This window comes from Candidatus Planktophila lacus (genome assembly GCF_002288385.1).
GTDB lineage: Bacteria > Actinomycetota > Actinomycetes > Nanopelagicales > Nanopelagicaceae > Planktophila > Planktophila lacus_D.
On record NZ_CP016783.1, the window covers coordinates 194,647 to 209,988 of the forward strand.

Here is a 15,342-nt window from a genome sequence, read left to right on the forward strand (position 1 = left end):
CAAACTTTAGGTATTTCCCTAGGTAATTCGACGTAGTTAGAAGATAATTTCCTCATGAAGAAAAGTGCAGTAGTGGTTCTTGCTCTAACTCTTCTTGGCCAACAAAGTGCCACATTGATATCTCCGGCACAAGCCGCAGATGTTCTCAACCGAATATCGATAGATCCATCCATCCCGCAGAAATCACCATTGATTAGATGTATCTCGCCAAAGCAACTTGATTGTGTAGAAAAAGTGGTAGTTGAACACAGCGACGCGTCTGTAGAAGAGGCAGTATTTGTAGACACAAGGCTGGTTGATTTGCCTTCCGAAAGTGGGCAGAAAGTTCAATACGGTGACATTCTGTTTGATTTTCGTAGCGGTAAGAAAAATGGACCGATAAAGAGACTTCGGCTTTCTACCCACGTCATTAGCCCCACCGGATTCTTTAACGGAAAGAAAGCTGGTGCATATTGGATTATGTTGCAAAGAGAATTGCTTTCAACTGAACCAGCGCAGCAAAGCAAAAACGGAATCTGTTCCGTGAGCACTCCATTGCAATGTGCGAATTACCCAGCGCTAGATACCGAAGATGTATTCCATGTTTATTTGCGAACGAGCTGGCTGGCCCCTGTTTCAGCCTCAGGATCTGGCAAAAACTTCAACATCGACTACCGAAAAATTAATGGTGGATTTCAGTGGAAGTTAAGTGGCAGTGAATACCTTCAACCCATGTTTAGTGATACTTCAAAGTTGACTGAGTCTGTAAAGCCAGGTAATGAAAATATGATCCCGGATCGGCTTAACCCAACTTTGTACTTTGCGCTTGACCACGGTGGGAAAGACTTAAGTGACTCCTATTGGGATCCAAGATGTATGGATAAAGGGTTTACTAGAACGATGTGGAATGCACCTCTAGCGGGGCAGTTATTTTGGGATAGTGGAACTCAGAGTTTGAATTTCAATATGTATGCACCGCACACTGATCCATTTGGTAAAGAGTATCTTGGGGTATTCCGCACTAAGTTTCAAAAGGCCTGGCTTGATTGCAGATTCCCTGACAATAATTTGTCGACGGCTACAAAACTTGAAGTTCAGGTTCTTGATATAAATGGCGTACCGCAAGTGGCAACCTCAGCTGTGTCTATGAATAACGGCGTTATTGACATTTCGGTGACCGGTTTTCACTTCTCCTCCCCAAAAATTGTTGCCAAGCGTGCCTTAGATTCAGGCTCGACTGCGAAATTAACCTCGAACTTTGGTGATGACTGGTCGGAGAATCAATTACAACCGGTTAATGCGGTAGCACCAAACGTTCCAAAGAAAACAACTGTTACCTGTATAAAGGGCAAAAAGATCAAGAAGGTGACAGCAGTAAAGCCTCTTTGCCCAATAGGCTACAAGAAACGATGATTCAGTAAGTATTATTGATTCATGACGATTGCACATCTTGCATACACCGCACTTGATTGCGATAACCCCGTTGAGTTAGCGCACTTTTACTCGAAGATCACGGGATATAAAGTGCAGCCCTTCGATGAAGGAGAAACTGCAGAAACGTGCGAATGGCTAGAGCTGATTGATGAAGCAGACTTTACGGCGATGGCTTTTCAGAAGATTGAAAAATACCAAAGACCAACTTGGCCAACAGGCGGTCTGCCACAGCAGGCACATATGGATTTCCACGCAAAAGATTTAGATATTGCAGAAAAAGCTCTTCTAGAAATAGGGGCGGTCAAAGCGGAGTTTCAACCAAAACCACATCGCTTCCGTATTTATCTAGATCCGGCAGGACATCCATTTTGTATGGTGCAGAACGCACACGATTAATTTTTGAGATCAGGAGTACTCTTTACTTATGGCAACTACAGCGAAGAAGACAGCAGCTAAGAAAAAATCAGCGACCAAGACTGTGGCGAAGAAGAGCGCGGTTAAGGAAGAAGTTGCGCACCAAGGCGTTGATTGGCGTTCTCTGTATCTATACGCGGTTAGCCTGATAACTCTTCTTGTCTGCCTCTTCACTGTAATTAGCCTTATCAATCGCGGGCTTGATCTGATCGTTCCTGATGCTGGTTATGTGGATCCATATGCTGCGCAGAACGATCCTAAAATTGATCCAGAAGTTATCAAACAAGCCAATATCGATCAGAATCGTCGCAACGCAATTAGGGGAATAACTAGTTCGCTAGTAACGCTTCTAGTAACAGTGCCGGTTTATCTGTACCACTGGAAGATGGTTCGCAAGATAGCTCGCTAATCAGTAATTAAGCGTTTGCCGGTGCGATCTCGGGGAACCAAGAGAGCGCTTCATCACGGAAATTTCCTTCAGCTTCTAACTGGCAAAAGATCCCAGTTGTTCCCAAAGTAACGCGGTGAATCAACACGTATTCAGCAGGCAAATTAAGTTGGAAACCGATCTTCGCAGTTGGATTGCGAGGATCGCCAACGCGGGCGCTCTGATCACGCAACCATTCGCGTGAATATTTAAAGGTCTCGGTGCGCAGTGGTTCGACAAGTGGAACCAAGAAATCTAGAACTAGGTTCGGATCTACATCAACCTCAGGCAAGATAAATCCATCTTTCTTAAATCCATCGTATAAAGCCTGGGCATCATCATCGAGTGCATGCTTCAAGAGATTCTTAAATGGTTCTGGGAAACCATTTGGCAGACGGTTGCAAGCGCCAAAATCGAGAACACCAATGCGGCCATCTGCGAGCAAGCGGAAATTTCCAGGATGTGGATCTGCATGCAGCAAACCTGCGCGCTCAGGTGCGGTGAAGTGGAAACGCGCCAAACGCATTCCGGCGTTATTGCGCTGCTCTTGTGTTCCTTCAGTGATGATCTTGGAAAGCGGAGTTCCTTCTAACCATTCTGAAACTAAAACCTTGTCCGATGACATAACAACTTTTGGAATCGCAACGTCAGGATCATTTTCATACGCGCGCCAGCAAGCTTCTTGCGCCTCTGCTTCATATTTGTAATCAACTTCTTCAATGATGCGCGCGCGAAGTTCTTCAAGAAGTGGCTTCATATCAAGGCCCGGTAGAACTAGTTGGAAGATCTTGGCAAAGCGTTGAATCTGATTTAAGTCAGAGATCAGCGCTTCTGCCGCGCCCGGATATTGAATCTTTACTGCAACTGGGCGTCCATCTTTCCAAACACCTTTATGTACTTGCCCGATAGATGCCGAAGCAGTTGCTTTATCTTCAAATGATGTGAAGTTATCGCGCCAATCTTCACCGAGCTCTTTCGCCAATACCTTATGAACAACGCGGGTTGGAAGCGGAGGAGCAGACTCTTGCAACTTAGTAAGAGTTTCGCGATAAGGCTTTGCAATGTTTTCCGGAAGCGCTGCTTCAAAAACGGAAAGTGCTTGGCCGAACTTCATCGCGCCACCCTTGAGTTCGCCAAGAACTTTAAAGAGTTGCTCTGCAGTCTTCTCTTGAATATCTGTGATGACTACAGAAGATGATTGGCCAACGAGTTGTTTACCAAGACCTAAAACACCGCGACCTGCCAAACCGACGGGGATCGAAACCATCTTTGCCGAACGAGCGGCGGTGGATTTCGGAATCTCCGTTTCGATCTGATCTTTCTTGGCCATGCCCGTATTGTTCAGAAAAAGCGGTTATCGCGCTATTCGAAAATGTTAGAAATCAGTTGGAAAGGGCCCTACCAGCTACAGCCACACATGGGATGGCGGGTAATTGTGATGTGTTCTGTATTACAGAGATCGGTTAGGTCGATCGCAATCGCATCGCGCGTTAAAACGGCGCTACCGGTGTCGATTATTGAGAGCAGTTGCGCAGCGATAATCGCAGATAGGTAATGCGCGCCAACTACCGGAATTTCATCACGTGTTTTCGGATATTCGATAACTTCGCAATTTCCTTGATCGTTAATAGTTAGCTCTAAACAGCGGGTACAAGGCGTTAAACCTGGTTTAACTAAATGCGAAATAGTTAAACGGGCGCCACTTATCTCGCTTACTAAAACATGCTCTTGCCCAGCTGCCATCCAGAGCGCATGAATTGCTGGATCAATTTCTCCAAAGTGCACCTTGATAACGTTTTCGGCGAAGTTATTGGGTATCTCTTCTGCGCTCTCATTAGCGGCTGGAAAGAGCGAAAGACTTTTAGCAATGGCAGTGCTGCTCTTAGTGAAAATCTGTCCGTTATCTGTAGCTGATAGATATCCACCAGTTACATCAAGATCGCCAATTGTTTCAGCGCCTCGGCGAAAATTTGGAGCAAATTGCGTATCGGTGACACCACTTGCAATTAATTGTGCATATAGATGTTGAACGGCGCGAGAGTTTCCTGAGATTTCGATGTGCGCACTTTGTCGTGCGCTAACTTTATTTACACCGGAGTCGGTAACGCCTGGCAACCAACGAGTCAGCGTTAACTCAGCGCCGATGCGATTACTCATTTGAGAGAAGGCGGCATCTTTACTCCGATCACCAAACTTCTCTGCCCGCTCTGTAATCTGCGAGATAAATCTTTGCGAGATCTGAATCGCACTGTTTTCGGTCTGCAAGAGTTCGTGCGCAGCGAGCTCTGCTAGCAACTCTTCAAAGCTTTCATGCGAGATCGATAAGTTGGCGCAGATTTCGTTGCGGCTGGCGCCGGCCTTAAGCGCCGAGTAAAGCGCGGGGGCATCGCTGGAATAAATCGCAACCTGCGAGCGCGAGTTTCCGATGAGAAAGCCGTTGGCCACATGGCTCTGGCGGTATAACGCAGCGCCGTCTTTAAGTTTTGGGTTCTGATTAGTTAGGTTCTTGGTAATTGTCATCTGCGAAGGATTGGCGCTCGGGCCAAGCAGGCGCGGTGAGGCTGTGTGTCAGGGCCAGATACGCGCGCCAATCTTTACGCAGGGGATAAAAATAAATTCACCCCGTGCTCGCCAACGTGCGGCGAACAACGGGGTGAATCTTTAATTTTTTGGGTTTGTGTTACTGAGCCTTGCCAAGAATTCTGTTGACCTTGGTGCCACAGACTGGGCAGATGCCCTGTGCCATGCGACGACCAGAGTCTGAGATCTTCACAGTGCCTTCGAAGTCACGCTTCTCTTTGCACTTAACGCAGTAAGCGTCACCCTTGTATGTCTCTGCTGTCATGATTTGCCTCCAATCGCCGCCTGAGCTCTGAGCGCCCACGCGTGCAAGCATGACGATACCCCTGTCCACGCTCAAATACGCTTAACTAACCCCTAGTTGTGCGGAGTTTTTTTAGCTCAACAGGCTCAGCCAGGGCGCGTTCTGCCGCCTCATACCCATCTAGATAGGCGCTGGCCAGCTCTGAGTCCTCAAATCGGGCCAAGACCTCGGTAAAGGCTGGGCCATGATCAAAGTGCTCCAGATGGATCGCCTCATGGAAGAGGACATAGTCGAGAGCGTAATCCGGGGCGAGCTTTAGTCGATCTGAGATCCGAATCGTGCGGTCAACGCTGGTGCAAGAGCCCCAGCGCTCGCGCATAGGCCGCCAGTTGATCGATGCAGGACGTGCCGTGATCTCTGGGGCTAGGGATGCCATTAGTTCGTGGGTGCGCTCTATAAGGCGTTCTTCGCTCGGAGTTCGTTCTGATTCTTGGCTTCGAATCTTGGCGATCATCTCGGGCACGATCGCGTGTTCATCTGCCTTACTCATCCGCGCAGGGATTGAGACGATGATGCGACCGCCTTGGCGATATGCCGAGATATTTCGTTTGCGACGGGCGGAACGAATAACGAGAATCTCACCCTCTGAAATTCCCGGAAGGGTTAGATCATCTTCGCCAGCAATGTCATCAAAGGCCATTTTGAAACTCCATATGGAAAAAGTACTCCTTCGATTCGAATTTAACTTATCTATCCGCGAAATCTAAAGTACGTGTTGAGAGATTTGCGATGAGTTAAACGCTCATTACAAGGTAATTAATGGGTGTGTCAAATCTCTATTTATTTGATTCTCGGCACTTTTGGTCATAAGTTGCGCTTACGAAGTCCTCGGATAACCGTTCTATATCTGCAAGGGGAAGGCAGATATATGAATGTGCGCCCGGGGACTTCGCTTTTCTTTTCTTAACTAATTCTGAAGTACTAGAGCAAACCCGAGAGATCATCTGGAATAGAAGTGCTTGTCAGGAACTTCTCAGGATCTAACAAATCATCAGCTGTTGGAAGAAAGCCGCTCCAGATTTGATCGCGCTCGCCAACGCTCTTTACTTCACGGATCTTTTTCCAGAAAGTGCTTGCCTCGCGAGTTAGCTTTGGCGAAACTTGCAGACCAAGCATCGATGAGAATAACTGTTGCGCAGGAGATGAAGAAGCGCGACGACGTCGATGTGATTCGCGGAGTTGTTCGATACTCGGAATTCGATCTCCAGCAGCAAGTGAAACGACTTCATCAGTCCAACCATCGATTAGCGCCAAAACAGTTTCCAGTTTTAACAGCGCACTCTTCTGCGCCGGTGATTCTTCAGGTGTAAAAATTCCATTATCTAAAGCAAAGGAAATCGCTTCTCCTTCGCCAGCGCCTTCAGGCATATTTGCTTGCATACCTTCAAAAGCCTCTTGCGCCTGGCGTTGAATGGCATCGATATCGATATGAATACCTTTTCCATATTCCACAACCGCGCTTTGAATATATGAAACTAGCCAAGGGTTATGCGCAAATAAACGAGCTACTGCGCCTTCGCGTAGAGCGTGAAAGATAAAGACTTCAGATTTAGCGATCTCTAAATCAACTGCCCAATTCTCAATATTTTCTGGAATAACAATGGCGCGGGCGGGATCTAGTAGCGGCAGGCCAACGTCGTGGGCGCCGGTAACGCTGGTGGCTAAGGTGCCAATCGACTGCCCCAGTTGAGTTGCGATCATGGTGCCGATAAAGGAGCGCAACATCGCAGTGATCATCTCGATCGGCGGCTGGCCCTGCTCCGGATCGGCAGCCTGTGCGTTCATCGCTTGATCCATTAGATCGGAAATTGCTGAAGATAAACCAGCAGCAAGCGGCTCAATGGTCTTATGCCAACCTGGCATAGTTTCAAGAACCCAATCCATTCGGCTCACTGCAATTGGTGCGTGAGTGGATGCCGGAAAGGCAGTCGCTTCATTTAGCCAGAGCTCTGAAATTTCAAAGGCGTTTTCAACTACCGAAACATCTTTCGTTCCTAGTGGTTTTAACCCTTGCACTTTTACAAATTTAGTAGCGGTATCCCTTGCCGTTGCAATTGAAAGAACTTCTTCTTTTCCATTAGCACCGCTATTGGTTTTTCCAACTTGCGAAAAGAGAGAAGTGAAAGGATTTACAAACCCTGCAGGATTGATTCCAAGTTGTTCAAATTGCGCCTTCATCTGTTCTTGCATCTGGCGCATCATCGCTTCGAAATCTGTACCGCCCTCATTTCCAGAGTTATTGGAGTTATCGGGATCGTTGGGATCATCGGGAGTAAAACCAAAACCGGCCACAATCCGACTCCATTCTCTGTTACTTCTATCTTGTTTTACCTACAACACCTTGGGTGCGAAATTCCTTCCCGCAGGCGCTAGGCTATCTAACATGTCCAACGCTTTCACGGCTCTCATCTGGTGGGTAATTCCGCTCGCAGGCCTGCTTGGCGCACTTGGCTATGTCGTATGGGTTACCCAATTTAAATCAAAGTTTGAATCTGAAACCACCCGCTCTGTCGGCCAATTTCAACGCTTTCAAGACTCCTTCCGCGCCGCTGAGATAACTACAAACACTGCAGCGAACACTGATGAATTAGATGAATTAACTGACCCATCTACCGATGGCGCACCTGCGGGCTCAAGTACCAGCGACTAAATCTCGTGACCGTTCGACTTCCTCGCACCACATCCCTTGTTCTAGCCATTTTCTTCGGTACCGCCTTTCTTGCCCCCCTTCCATTTGTAGTTTTGATGCCTGGTAATGCGCAGAATGTTTTAGATCAAAGCGCTAAAGAAAAGACGATCGCTCTTTCTAAGTCGGCGCCGGCATCGCTGCAGATTTATCCCAGCGATGGAAACCTTTATCTACTCTCAATTTTGATCACCAACCCATCGGCATATGTAACTGGCGTTGAACTTATTTACTCCTGGATGAAGAGTGAAAATGCTGTAATGCCGAGATCGCTATTTTATAAAGATGGTCGAAGTGCAGAAGCAGAGAAGGCGATTGCAAAGACTGAGATGGTTGATTCGCAGGTTGTTGCTAAATCGGTGGCGCTGGAATATCTCAAAGCGAATTACTCGCAATCTTCAGCAGTTGTTATCAAACCAAGTGATCTGGAAATTTCACTTGCTAAGACCGGTGGTCCAAGTGGCGGACTCGCCTTTGCAATCGGAATAATCGAGCTACTTACGAGCGAGAACATTTTGCAGGGCAAGAGCGTTGCAGTGACAGGAACAATTGATAGCGCTGGAAAAGTGGGAAGTATCGGGGGAGTTGCTGAGAAAATTTTGGCGGCAAAGAAGGCTGGTGCAACTCTCATCCTTGTTCCAGAGGCCAATTGCAAAGACCTTGCACCAAATCTTGCGACAATTCCATCTGGGATTAAAATCGCAGCGGTTAGCAGCCTAAAAGAGGCTATGGCCGCGTTCAATTCGGAAGACCCGCGAGGGTGCGCTAACTTAGGAGCATGATGAAAAAGCCAAGCCCGCTAGCAATTACCCTAACTATTCTGGCAGTTATCACTGGCGCACTTGTTGCGTTAAGTGGTTTCTATGTTGATTGGCTCTGGTTCAACTCAGTTGGCTTCACTGGCGTATGGTCAACTGTCCTAACAACGAAGGTCGCGCTCTTTGTAATCGCCGGTCTTCTAACATCTTTAATTATTTCGCTAAATATTTTTCTAGCATTTCGTCGTCGCCCCTTTTATGTTCCAACCTCGGTTGAAGCCGACAACCTAGAGCGCTACCGCGCAACGATCGATCCAATCCGCAAACTAGTCTTTGCCGGAATTGTTTTAGTTCTCTTCTACTTCGGTGGAACAAGTGCTTCAAATCTTTGGGGCTCATGGTTGCTCTTTAGCAACTCAACCGAGTTTGGTGTCCAAGATCCGCAATTCGGCCTTGATATCTCCTTCTTCGCATTCCGCCTACCGTTCTTTCAAACACTTATCGGCTGGGGAATCTCAACTTTAATTTTGGCAACTCTGGCAAGTGCTGCAGTGCATTACCTCTACGGTGGAATTCGTCCGCAGGTTCCACAAGAGCGCACAACAGTTGCTGCTCGCGTTCAGCTTTCAGTTCTACTTGGCTTAATCGTTCTCTTGAAGGCGGTTGCTTACTACTTCGATCGCTTTGCACTCGCACTTAAAGAGAGCAGATTGATCACCGGCCTTACCTACACAGATGTAAATGCAACTCTTCCGGCAAAATCAATTTTGGCAGCGATTGCAGTTATCTGTTCACTTCTCTTCTTTGCAAATATCGTCCGCAAATCATGGCTACTTCCTGCAGCAGGTACCGCGCTTATGGTTGGCGCTTCAGTTCTTATCGCAGGCGTTTACCCAGGTGCGGTTCAACAGTTCCAAGTAAAGCCATCTGAATCATCTAAGGAAGCCCCTTATATTCAGCGCAATATCGATGCCACCCGCGATGCCTACGGCATTGCCGGCGTTGAGATGAAGGATTACCAAGCAACTGTTTCAACGAATTCAGGTCAGCTAGCAAATGATGCAGCGACAATTGCAAATATTCGTTTGATGGATCCAAACGTTCTCTCTGCAACGTTCCGTCAACTACAGCAGATCAAGCCTTACTACTCATTCCCAGAATCACTCGATATCGATCGTTACACAGTTAACGGCGTGCAACGCGATGCGGTTGTTGCAGTTCGCGAACTAAATATCGAAGGTAACCCAAGCCGTAACTGGATTAACGATCACTTGGTTTACACCCACGGTTTCGGTTTTGTATCTGCATTTGGAAATACCGTTGATGCCGATGGCAAGCCAAACTTCCTAGTTGGAGATCTTCCTCCAACAACCGGTCTTGGAAAGTTCCAACCACGCGTTTACTTCGGTGAGAACGTTCCTGATTACTCAATCATCGGTGGACCAAAGACCGATACTCCTGTTGAATTCGACTATCCAGATGATGCTTCAGCAAATGGACAGAAGAACTACACATATACAGGTAAGGGCGGCGTCCCAATGGGCGGCCTCTTTAAGAAATTGCTCTTTGCAATTCAATACCAAGAACAGCGAATCGTTCTTTCAAGTTTGATCAACTCAGAATCAAAGATACTCTACAACCGTTCACCACGTGATCGCGTTGCCAAGGTTGCGCCATGGCTAACTATTGATGGAGATCCATACCCAGCAATTGTTGATGGCAAGATTCAGTGGATCATCGACGGATATACAACCAGCTCTGGTTACCCATATTCACAGACCACAGCACTTGGAGCAGCGACTACAGATGCTCTAACCACAAATTCTGGAGCAGTTACTGCGCAGCGAAATCAGAACATTAACTACATCCGTAACTCGGTTAAGGCCACTGTTGACGCCTATGACGGCACAGTTGTTCTATACCAATGGGATGAGAAGGATCCAGTCCTAAAGACCTGGATGAAGGCCTTCCCAAATACAGTTACTCCAAAGAGCAAGATGTCTAAAGAACTTCTCGAGCACATCCGCTATCCGGAAGATATGTTCCGTGTACAACGCGATGTACTTAGCTCGTATCACGTACAAACTGCCGCTGCGTTCTACGGTGGACAAGATTTCTGGCGCGTGCCACGTGATCCTTCTACATTCGGAGCAAACGCTGGAGCACAACCTCCGTACTACATGACTCTAGAAATGCCAGGTACTGATAAACCAACATTTACTTTAACGACGCCATTCGTTCCACGTGGTGGACGTGAAAACCTTTCCGCATTCGCCGTTGTTGATTCAAATAATGGACCAAATTACGGCAAGATCACAGTTCTGCAATTACCACGAAGCACAAACGTGGCAGGTCCATCACAGGTTGCCTCTAACTTCGAAGCAAAACCTGAAGTTGCTAACTCGCTCTCCTTGCTCCGCCAAGGTGGATCAGATGTTGTACTTGGAAACTTGTTAACACTGCCAGTCGGTGGCGGCCTTCTCTACGTACAACCTGTCTATGTGCGAGCAACTTCAAACACTGCGGCATATCCATTGCTACAGAAAGTTCTCGTATCTTTCGGTGATGTAATTGGATTCGATAGCTCACTTAAGGGCGCACTCGATCAAGTATTTGGTGGTAACTCTGGAACTTCTTCATCCGGATCACCAGTTACATCAACAACCAATAACGCATCTGATGATCTAAAGTCAGCGTTGCAAAACGCAAGACAAGCACTTGCCGACGGTAATGCTGCACTCGCTAAGGGTGATTTCGCTGCCTACGGTCGCGCACAAGATCGCTTAAAAGCTGCACTTGCCGCTGCTATCGCTGCTGAAGGACGTAAGTAATTTTCTTATCGCTTTAATTAACCATTAATTAGGCGGATTTGGCTATTACTTGCCCACCCTTTAGACTGACACTTCCGACGCGGGGTGGAGCAGCTCGGTAGCTCGCTGGGCTCATAACCCAGAGGTCGTAGGTTCAAATCCTGCCCCCGCTACTAGAAGTACAAATGAAATCTGAGGTCTCATTATGAGTAACCAAGTAAAGACGCTCGTCAAGATCAAACATAAAGATCGCAACCGCAAGACTGTTTTCTTCCGCGGAATTATCGCCTTCCCAGCGATCATCTTCGTAGCGACCTTTGCGCAATCATCCTTTAGCGAGAGCGAAAGCTGGGCTGCAGGAACTGCAGGAGTAGTCGCACTGCCAACTTTGCTAGCCCTGGTATTTCGCGGAAAATATCCAAGTTACGTTCTCACCTTTAACCACGCGGTAGTTGAGCTATCAACTCGTTTGGCTGCCTACGTATTGATCTTGAATGACAAGTACCCATCAATTGAAGCTAATTCAAAGGTTGCCGTTCTCTTCCCTGATGTTGAAGGCGGCAAAAAGTTAAATCGCGTTTTGCCTTTAGTTAAATGGTTCTTGGCTATCCCGCATTACATCGTTGGCGCGATCTACCTTGTAATTTCTCTGGTTGTTACAGTCATTGCCTGGGTGCAGACTTCGATTACTGGAAGATATCCTGAATGGGCCGGTGAAATCGTGCTCGGCACAATCGCATACTGGAACCGCGTTCAGGGTTATATGTTGTTACTTGTTACAGACAAGTACCCAACTTTTCGCCTTAAGTAATCTAACTATCTAATAGTTAAAGAGTTAGTTACTACAAATAGCGAGCTAATCGCCATCGCACCCGCTGCATACATAGGAGTTAACGCTCCTGCTGCAGCAATTGGAATACCAATCACGTTGTAGGCGAAGGCCCATCCCAGGTTAACTTTGATTGTTTTCAGTGTGCGCTTGGATAAATTGAGCGCATCTACAACGCTCATTAACTCAGGGCGCATTAAAGTTATATCTGCAGATGAGATCGCAGAATCTGTACCAGTTCCCATCGCCATACTTAAATCTGCTGCCGCAAGTGCTGCCGCATCGTTAATGCCATCACCGATCATCAAAACAGTCTGGCCGGCTGACTTTAGAGCGTTGATTCGATCAAGTTTCTCCTCAGGTAGCGCGCGGGCAATTACATGCTCGCCCTTAATTCCTACAGCGCGCGCAATTGCGCCAGCGCTCTCCTCGTTATCTCCAGTTATTAACCAAGGGGTAATTCCCTTATCAATAAGTGCGCTGATAGTTGCAGCGGCATCTGCTTTAACCTGATCACCAGTTGCAAAGACTGCGATTGCAACGCCATCCCAGGCAAGTACTGAAACGCTGTGGCCAGATTCTTCGCCGCGGGCAATTGCAGCTTCAATTCCAGGATCAAAAGTTGTTGCGCTATGGGCGATTGCCTTTGGTGTTCCGATTAAAACCACTGGAGAGATTGCACCGATCAAAACTCTGCCGGCAACGCCGGCGCCAGGTGTCTGGGTAAATTCGATAACATCTTTACGCACTGCGCCATTGGCAAGCGCGTGAGATGCGATTGCTTGTGCGATCGGATGGTCATTGGCTAGTTCAAGCGATAACGCAGTCGAAAGAATTGTCTTCTCATTTAAAAATTCAGCATAGGTAGCGCCTAGAACTTTGTGAGCGCTGGTTGGAATAGTTGTCTCATGCACCTTCATGACGCCAGTTGTGAGCGTTCCTGTCTTATCAAGAACAACAACATCTACCTTGCGTGCCAGTTCCAATGCACGTGGCTGACGCAACACGATTCCGCGAGCCGCGCCGCGACCTGATGCAACAAGTAAAGCAACTGGAGTTGCTAAACCAAGTGCGCATGGGCAGGCGATAACTAAGACGGTGATCGCAATTTGAATTGAACCAGCGAGTGAACTTCCTTCGCCACCGTTACCTAGGTAATACCAAGCGAAGAAGGTTCCAATCGCTAGCGTTGTAACAACGGGAACAAAGATTGCGGAAATTCGATCGGCTAAGCGCTGAATTGGCGCCTTATTTCCTTGGGCTTGAACGACCATTGAAGTGATGCGCGCTAGCTCGGTATCGCTTCCGATGCGGGTAGCGCGCACAATGATGCGGCCATTGTTATTTAGCGATGCCCCGATAACGCGAGATCCGGGTCCAACTTCAACAGGAGTTGATTCACCGGTCATCATCGCGTTATTTACCGTTGAGATTCCTGAGATAACTAATCCATCAGTTGGAATTCGCGCACCAGGTTTTACAACAAAATCATCACCGATCTGCAACTCTGAAATTGGGACGATTACTTCAAGCCCTTTACGGAGAACAATTACCTCTTTTGAGCCGAGTGCGAGAAGCGCAGCAAGGGCGCTACTAGCACGACGCTTGGCGCGTGATTCAAGATGGCGACCGAGAATCACAAATAACAAAACTCCGGCAGCGACTTCGGTATAGACATCACCCTGTCCTGTTGCATTTGAATATATCGACCAACCGAATGCGCTAAATGAACCGAGCGAGATAAGTGAATCCATTGTTGGGTGAAAGAAATTACGGATCGCCGCGCGGTGAATCGGCAAGGCAACTAGCAAAATCAGCGGCGTAGTTAGACCGATTGCCAGCCAAGCAGTTGGTGAATACAGCGGCGGCAAGATATTGAAGTAATCGAGAGTTAGGAGAATCTCGGTATCAATTGTCTCGCGCCATTGTTCGACCATGGAAACCAAGATCGCAGGCACTGCGAAGATAATTGCGAAGAAGAGCGCAATTCCAGACTTTTTGCTATGTAGCGCAGGGCCGGCACCATCTTCAACCAAAACTGCACCGTATCCAGAACCCTTAATCTTCTTAATCAAATCTGCAGTCTTTACTTCAGCAGGTGCCAAGATATGAACAGTTTCAGTTGCAAAGTTAACGCTGGCGCTGACCCCGCTCATCGCGTTAAGTGATTTCTCAACAGTGTTCACGCATGAAGAACAAGTCATGCCCGAAACCGAAAACGTTCGAGTTGTGAGCGAACTCTTGCTTAAATCAATTGTTTTACCTGGCTTTTCTGGCTCCACACTGGCTGGGCGAGAAAGTTCGATCTTAATATCTTCAGTTCCCATTTAATTTGTCCACAATCTTCTGATGAATCGCAGAGTTTGTAGAAAGCCCACTTCCACCGAGGCTGCCATCGACGCCGGCTACATTGGTAAATCTTCCGCCTGCTTCGCGCACAATAATGTCGAGCGCGGCCATATCCCACAACGCCAGAGATGGTTCTATTGCAACGTCTACCGCACCTTCGGCAACCAACATATGTGACCAGAAATCTCCGATACCGCGGGTGCGCCAAGCAGATGACATTAACTCTTGGAAGGGCGCGAGTCTTTCGCCCCAACCAATAAAGTCAGAGTAAGAAATTGAGGCATCTTTAACTTCGCTTACCTGCGAAACGCTGATGCGTTGTGGGGCTGCTTTATTTACCGAAACAAATGCGCCGTGGCCTTCGCTGGCATGCCAACGACGAAATAGTGCAGGAGCGCTAACTACGCCAACGACCACAACTTCGCGGCCATCGCTCTGCTTTTCAATTAAACCGATCAAAGTAGCCCATGTTGGAACTCCACGCAAAAAATTCTTGGTGCCATCAATTGGATCAATAACCCAGTAACGCTCTGCACTACCTGCATCATTTCCAAATTCTTCACCAACGATTCCATCATCTGGGCGGTGGTTCTTAAGTAGCGCGCGCAAAGCTTCTTCAGTTGCCTTATCGGCATCTGTGACAGGTGTGTTATCTGGCTTAGTTGTAACAACTAAATCAATAGATTGGTAGCGCGCTAAGGTAATTGAATCTGCTGCATCTGCCAGGCGAATAGCCAGCGCTAAATCATTGCCGCGCGAAAAGGACATGTTG

At 47.6% G+C, this 15,342-nt stretch carries 14 protein-coding genes and 1 tRNA gene; 8 read left to right on the plus strand and 7 right to left on the minus strand.

Features of this window, described 5'->3' with window-relative positions; genetic code table 11:
- The first annotated feature begins 54 nt into the window (after positions 1-54).
- The 3 genes from A1sIIB60_RS00910 to A1sIIB60_RS00920 are packed head-to-tail and all read left to right on the plus strand — an operon-like array spanning position 55 to position 2,236.
- Positions 55-1,392 carry a hypothetical protein gene (locus A1sIIB60_RS00910; RefSeq protein WP_095670647.1) on the plus strand — a complete coding sequence of 446 codons (1,338 nt, stop codon included), beginning with the start codon at positions 55-57 and terminating at the stop codon, positions 1,390-1,392.
- A 21-nt stretch (positions 1,393-1,413) separates the two neighbouring features.
- Positions 1,414-1,809, plus strand: a complete 396-nt coding sequence (locus A1sIIB60_RS00915; RefSeq protein WP_095670648.1) for a VOC family protein — start codon at positions 1,414-1,416, stop codon at positions 1,807-1,809.
- Positions 1,810-1,837: 28 nt separating this feature from the next.
- Complete coding sequence (locus A1sIIB60_RS00920) at positions 1,838-2,236, plus strand: hypothetical protein (protein WP_095670649.1); 399 nt, start codon at positions 1,838-1,840, stop codon at positions 2,234-2,236.
- 7 nt (positions 2,237-2,243) lie between these two features.
- Here A1sIIB60_RS00920 and A1sIIB60_RS00925 read toward each other — a convergent pair whose 3' ends face one another.
- The 5 genes from A1sIIB60_RS00925 to A1sIIB60_RS00945 all read right to left on the minus strand — a co-directional run bounded on the left by A1sIIB60_RS00925 (position 2,244) and on the right by A1sIIB60_RS00945 (position 7,430).
- Complete coding sequence (locus A1sIIB60_RS00925; RefSeq protein ID WP_095670650.1) at positions 2,244-3,584, minus strand: ABC1 kinase family protein; 1,341 nt, start codon at positions 3,582-3,584, stop codon at positions 2,244-2,246.
- 68 nt (positions 3,585-3,652) lie between these two features.
- Entirely contained in the window at positions 3,653-4,774 is a 1,122-nt protein-coding gene (locus tag A1sIIB60_RS00930; RefSeq protein ID WP_095670651.1) for a hypothetical protein, read from the minus strand.
- A 160-nt stretch (positions 4,775-4,934) separates the two neighbouring features.
- Positions 4,935-5,099 (minus strand): DUF5679 domain-containing protein, encoded by a 165-nt coding sequence (locus A1sIIB60_RS07255; RefSeq protein WP_095671782.1) that lies wholly within the window; start codon positions 5,097-5,099, stop codon positions 4,935-4,937.
- An 85-nt stretch (positions 5,100-5,184) separates the two neighbouring features.
- Entirely contained in the window at positions 5,185-5,778 is a 594-nt protein-coding gene (locus A1sIIB60_RS00940) for a M48 metallopeptidase family protein (RefSeq protein ID WP_095670652.1), read from the minus strand.
- A 281-nt stretch (positions 5,779-6,059) separates the two neighbouring features.
- The gene (locus A1sIIB60_RS00945; RefSeq protein ID WP_095670653.1) at positions 6,060-7,430 is read right to left on the minus strand and encodes a zinc-dependent metalloprotease; all 1,371 of its coding nucleotides are present in this window, start codon (positions 7,428-7,430) and stop codon (positions 6,060-6,062) included.
- 91 nt (positions 7,431-7,521) lie between these two features.
- Here A1sIIB60_RS00945 and A1sIIB60_RS00950 point away from each other — a divergent pair, with 91 nt between their 5' ends.
- The 5 genes from A1sIIB60_RS00950 (at position 7,522) to A1sIIB60_RS00970 (ending at position 12,203) form a co-directional block, all read left to right on the plus strand.
- On the plus strand, positions 7,522-7,788 hold the full coding sequence (locus tag A1sIIB60_RS00950) for a hypothetical protein (protein WP_095670654.1): 267 nt from the start codon (positions 7,522-7,524) through the stop codon (positions 7,786-7,788).
- A 5-nt stretch (positions 7,789-7,793) separates the two neighbouring features.
- Positions 7,794-8,606 carry a S16 family serine protease gene (locus tag A1sIIB60_RS00955; RefSeq protein ID WP_095670655.1) on the plus strand — a complete coding sequence of 271 codons (813 nt, stop codon included), beginning with the start codon at positions 7,794-7,796 and terminating at the stop codon, positions 8,604-8,606.
- Positions 8,603-11,413: a UPF0182 family membrane protein gene (locus A1sIIB60_RS00960; RefSeq protein ID WP_095670656.1), complete on the plus strand. Its 2,811-nt coding sequence runs from the start codon at positions 8,603-8,605 to the stop codon at positions 11,411-11,413. Before A1sIIB60_RS00955 ends, A1sIIB60_RS00960 begins: the two co-directional genes overlap by 4 nt.
- Positions 11,414-11,491: 78 nt before the next feature.
- Positions 11,492-11,565: transfer RNA gene (locus A1sIIB60_RS00965), tRNA-Met, on the plus strand.
- Positions 11,566-11,597: 32 nt separating this feature from the next.
- Entirely contained in the window at positions 11,598-12,203 is a 606-nt protein-coding gene (locus tag A1sIIB60_RS00970; protein ID WP_095670657.1) for a DUF4389 domain-containing protein, read from the plus strand.
- Positions 12,204-12,208: 5 nt separating this feature from the next.
- Here the strand turns inward: A1sIIB60_RS00970 and A1sIIB60_RS00975 are convergent, their stop codons facing one another.
- A complete protein-coding gene (locus A1sIIB60_RS00975; RefSeq protein WP_095670658.1) occupies positions 12,209-14,548 on the minus strand; it encodes a heavy metal translocating P-type ATPase in 2,340 nt (779 codons plus the stop codon).
- Positions 14,538-15,338, minus strand: a complete 801-nt coding sequence (locus A1sIIB60_RS00980) for an inositol monophosphatase family protein (RefSeq protein ID WP_095670659.1) — start codon at positions 15,336-15,338, stop codon at positions 14,538-14,540. Before A1sIIB60_RS00980 ends, A1sIIB60_RS00975 begins: the two co-directional genes overlap by 11 nt.
- Between the last annotated feature and the right edge of the window lie 4 nt (positions 15,339-15,342).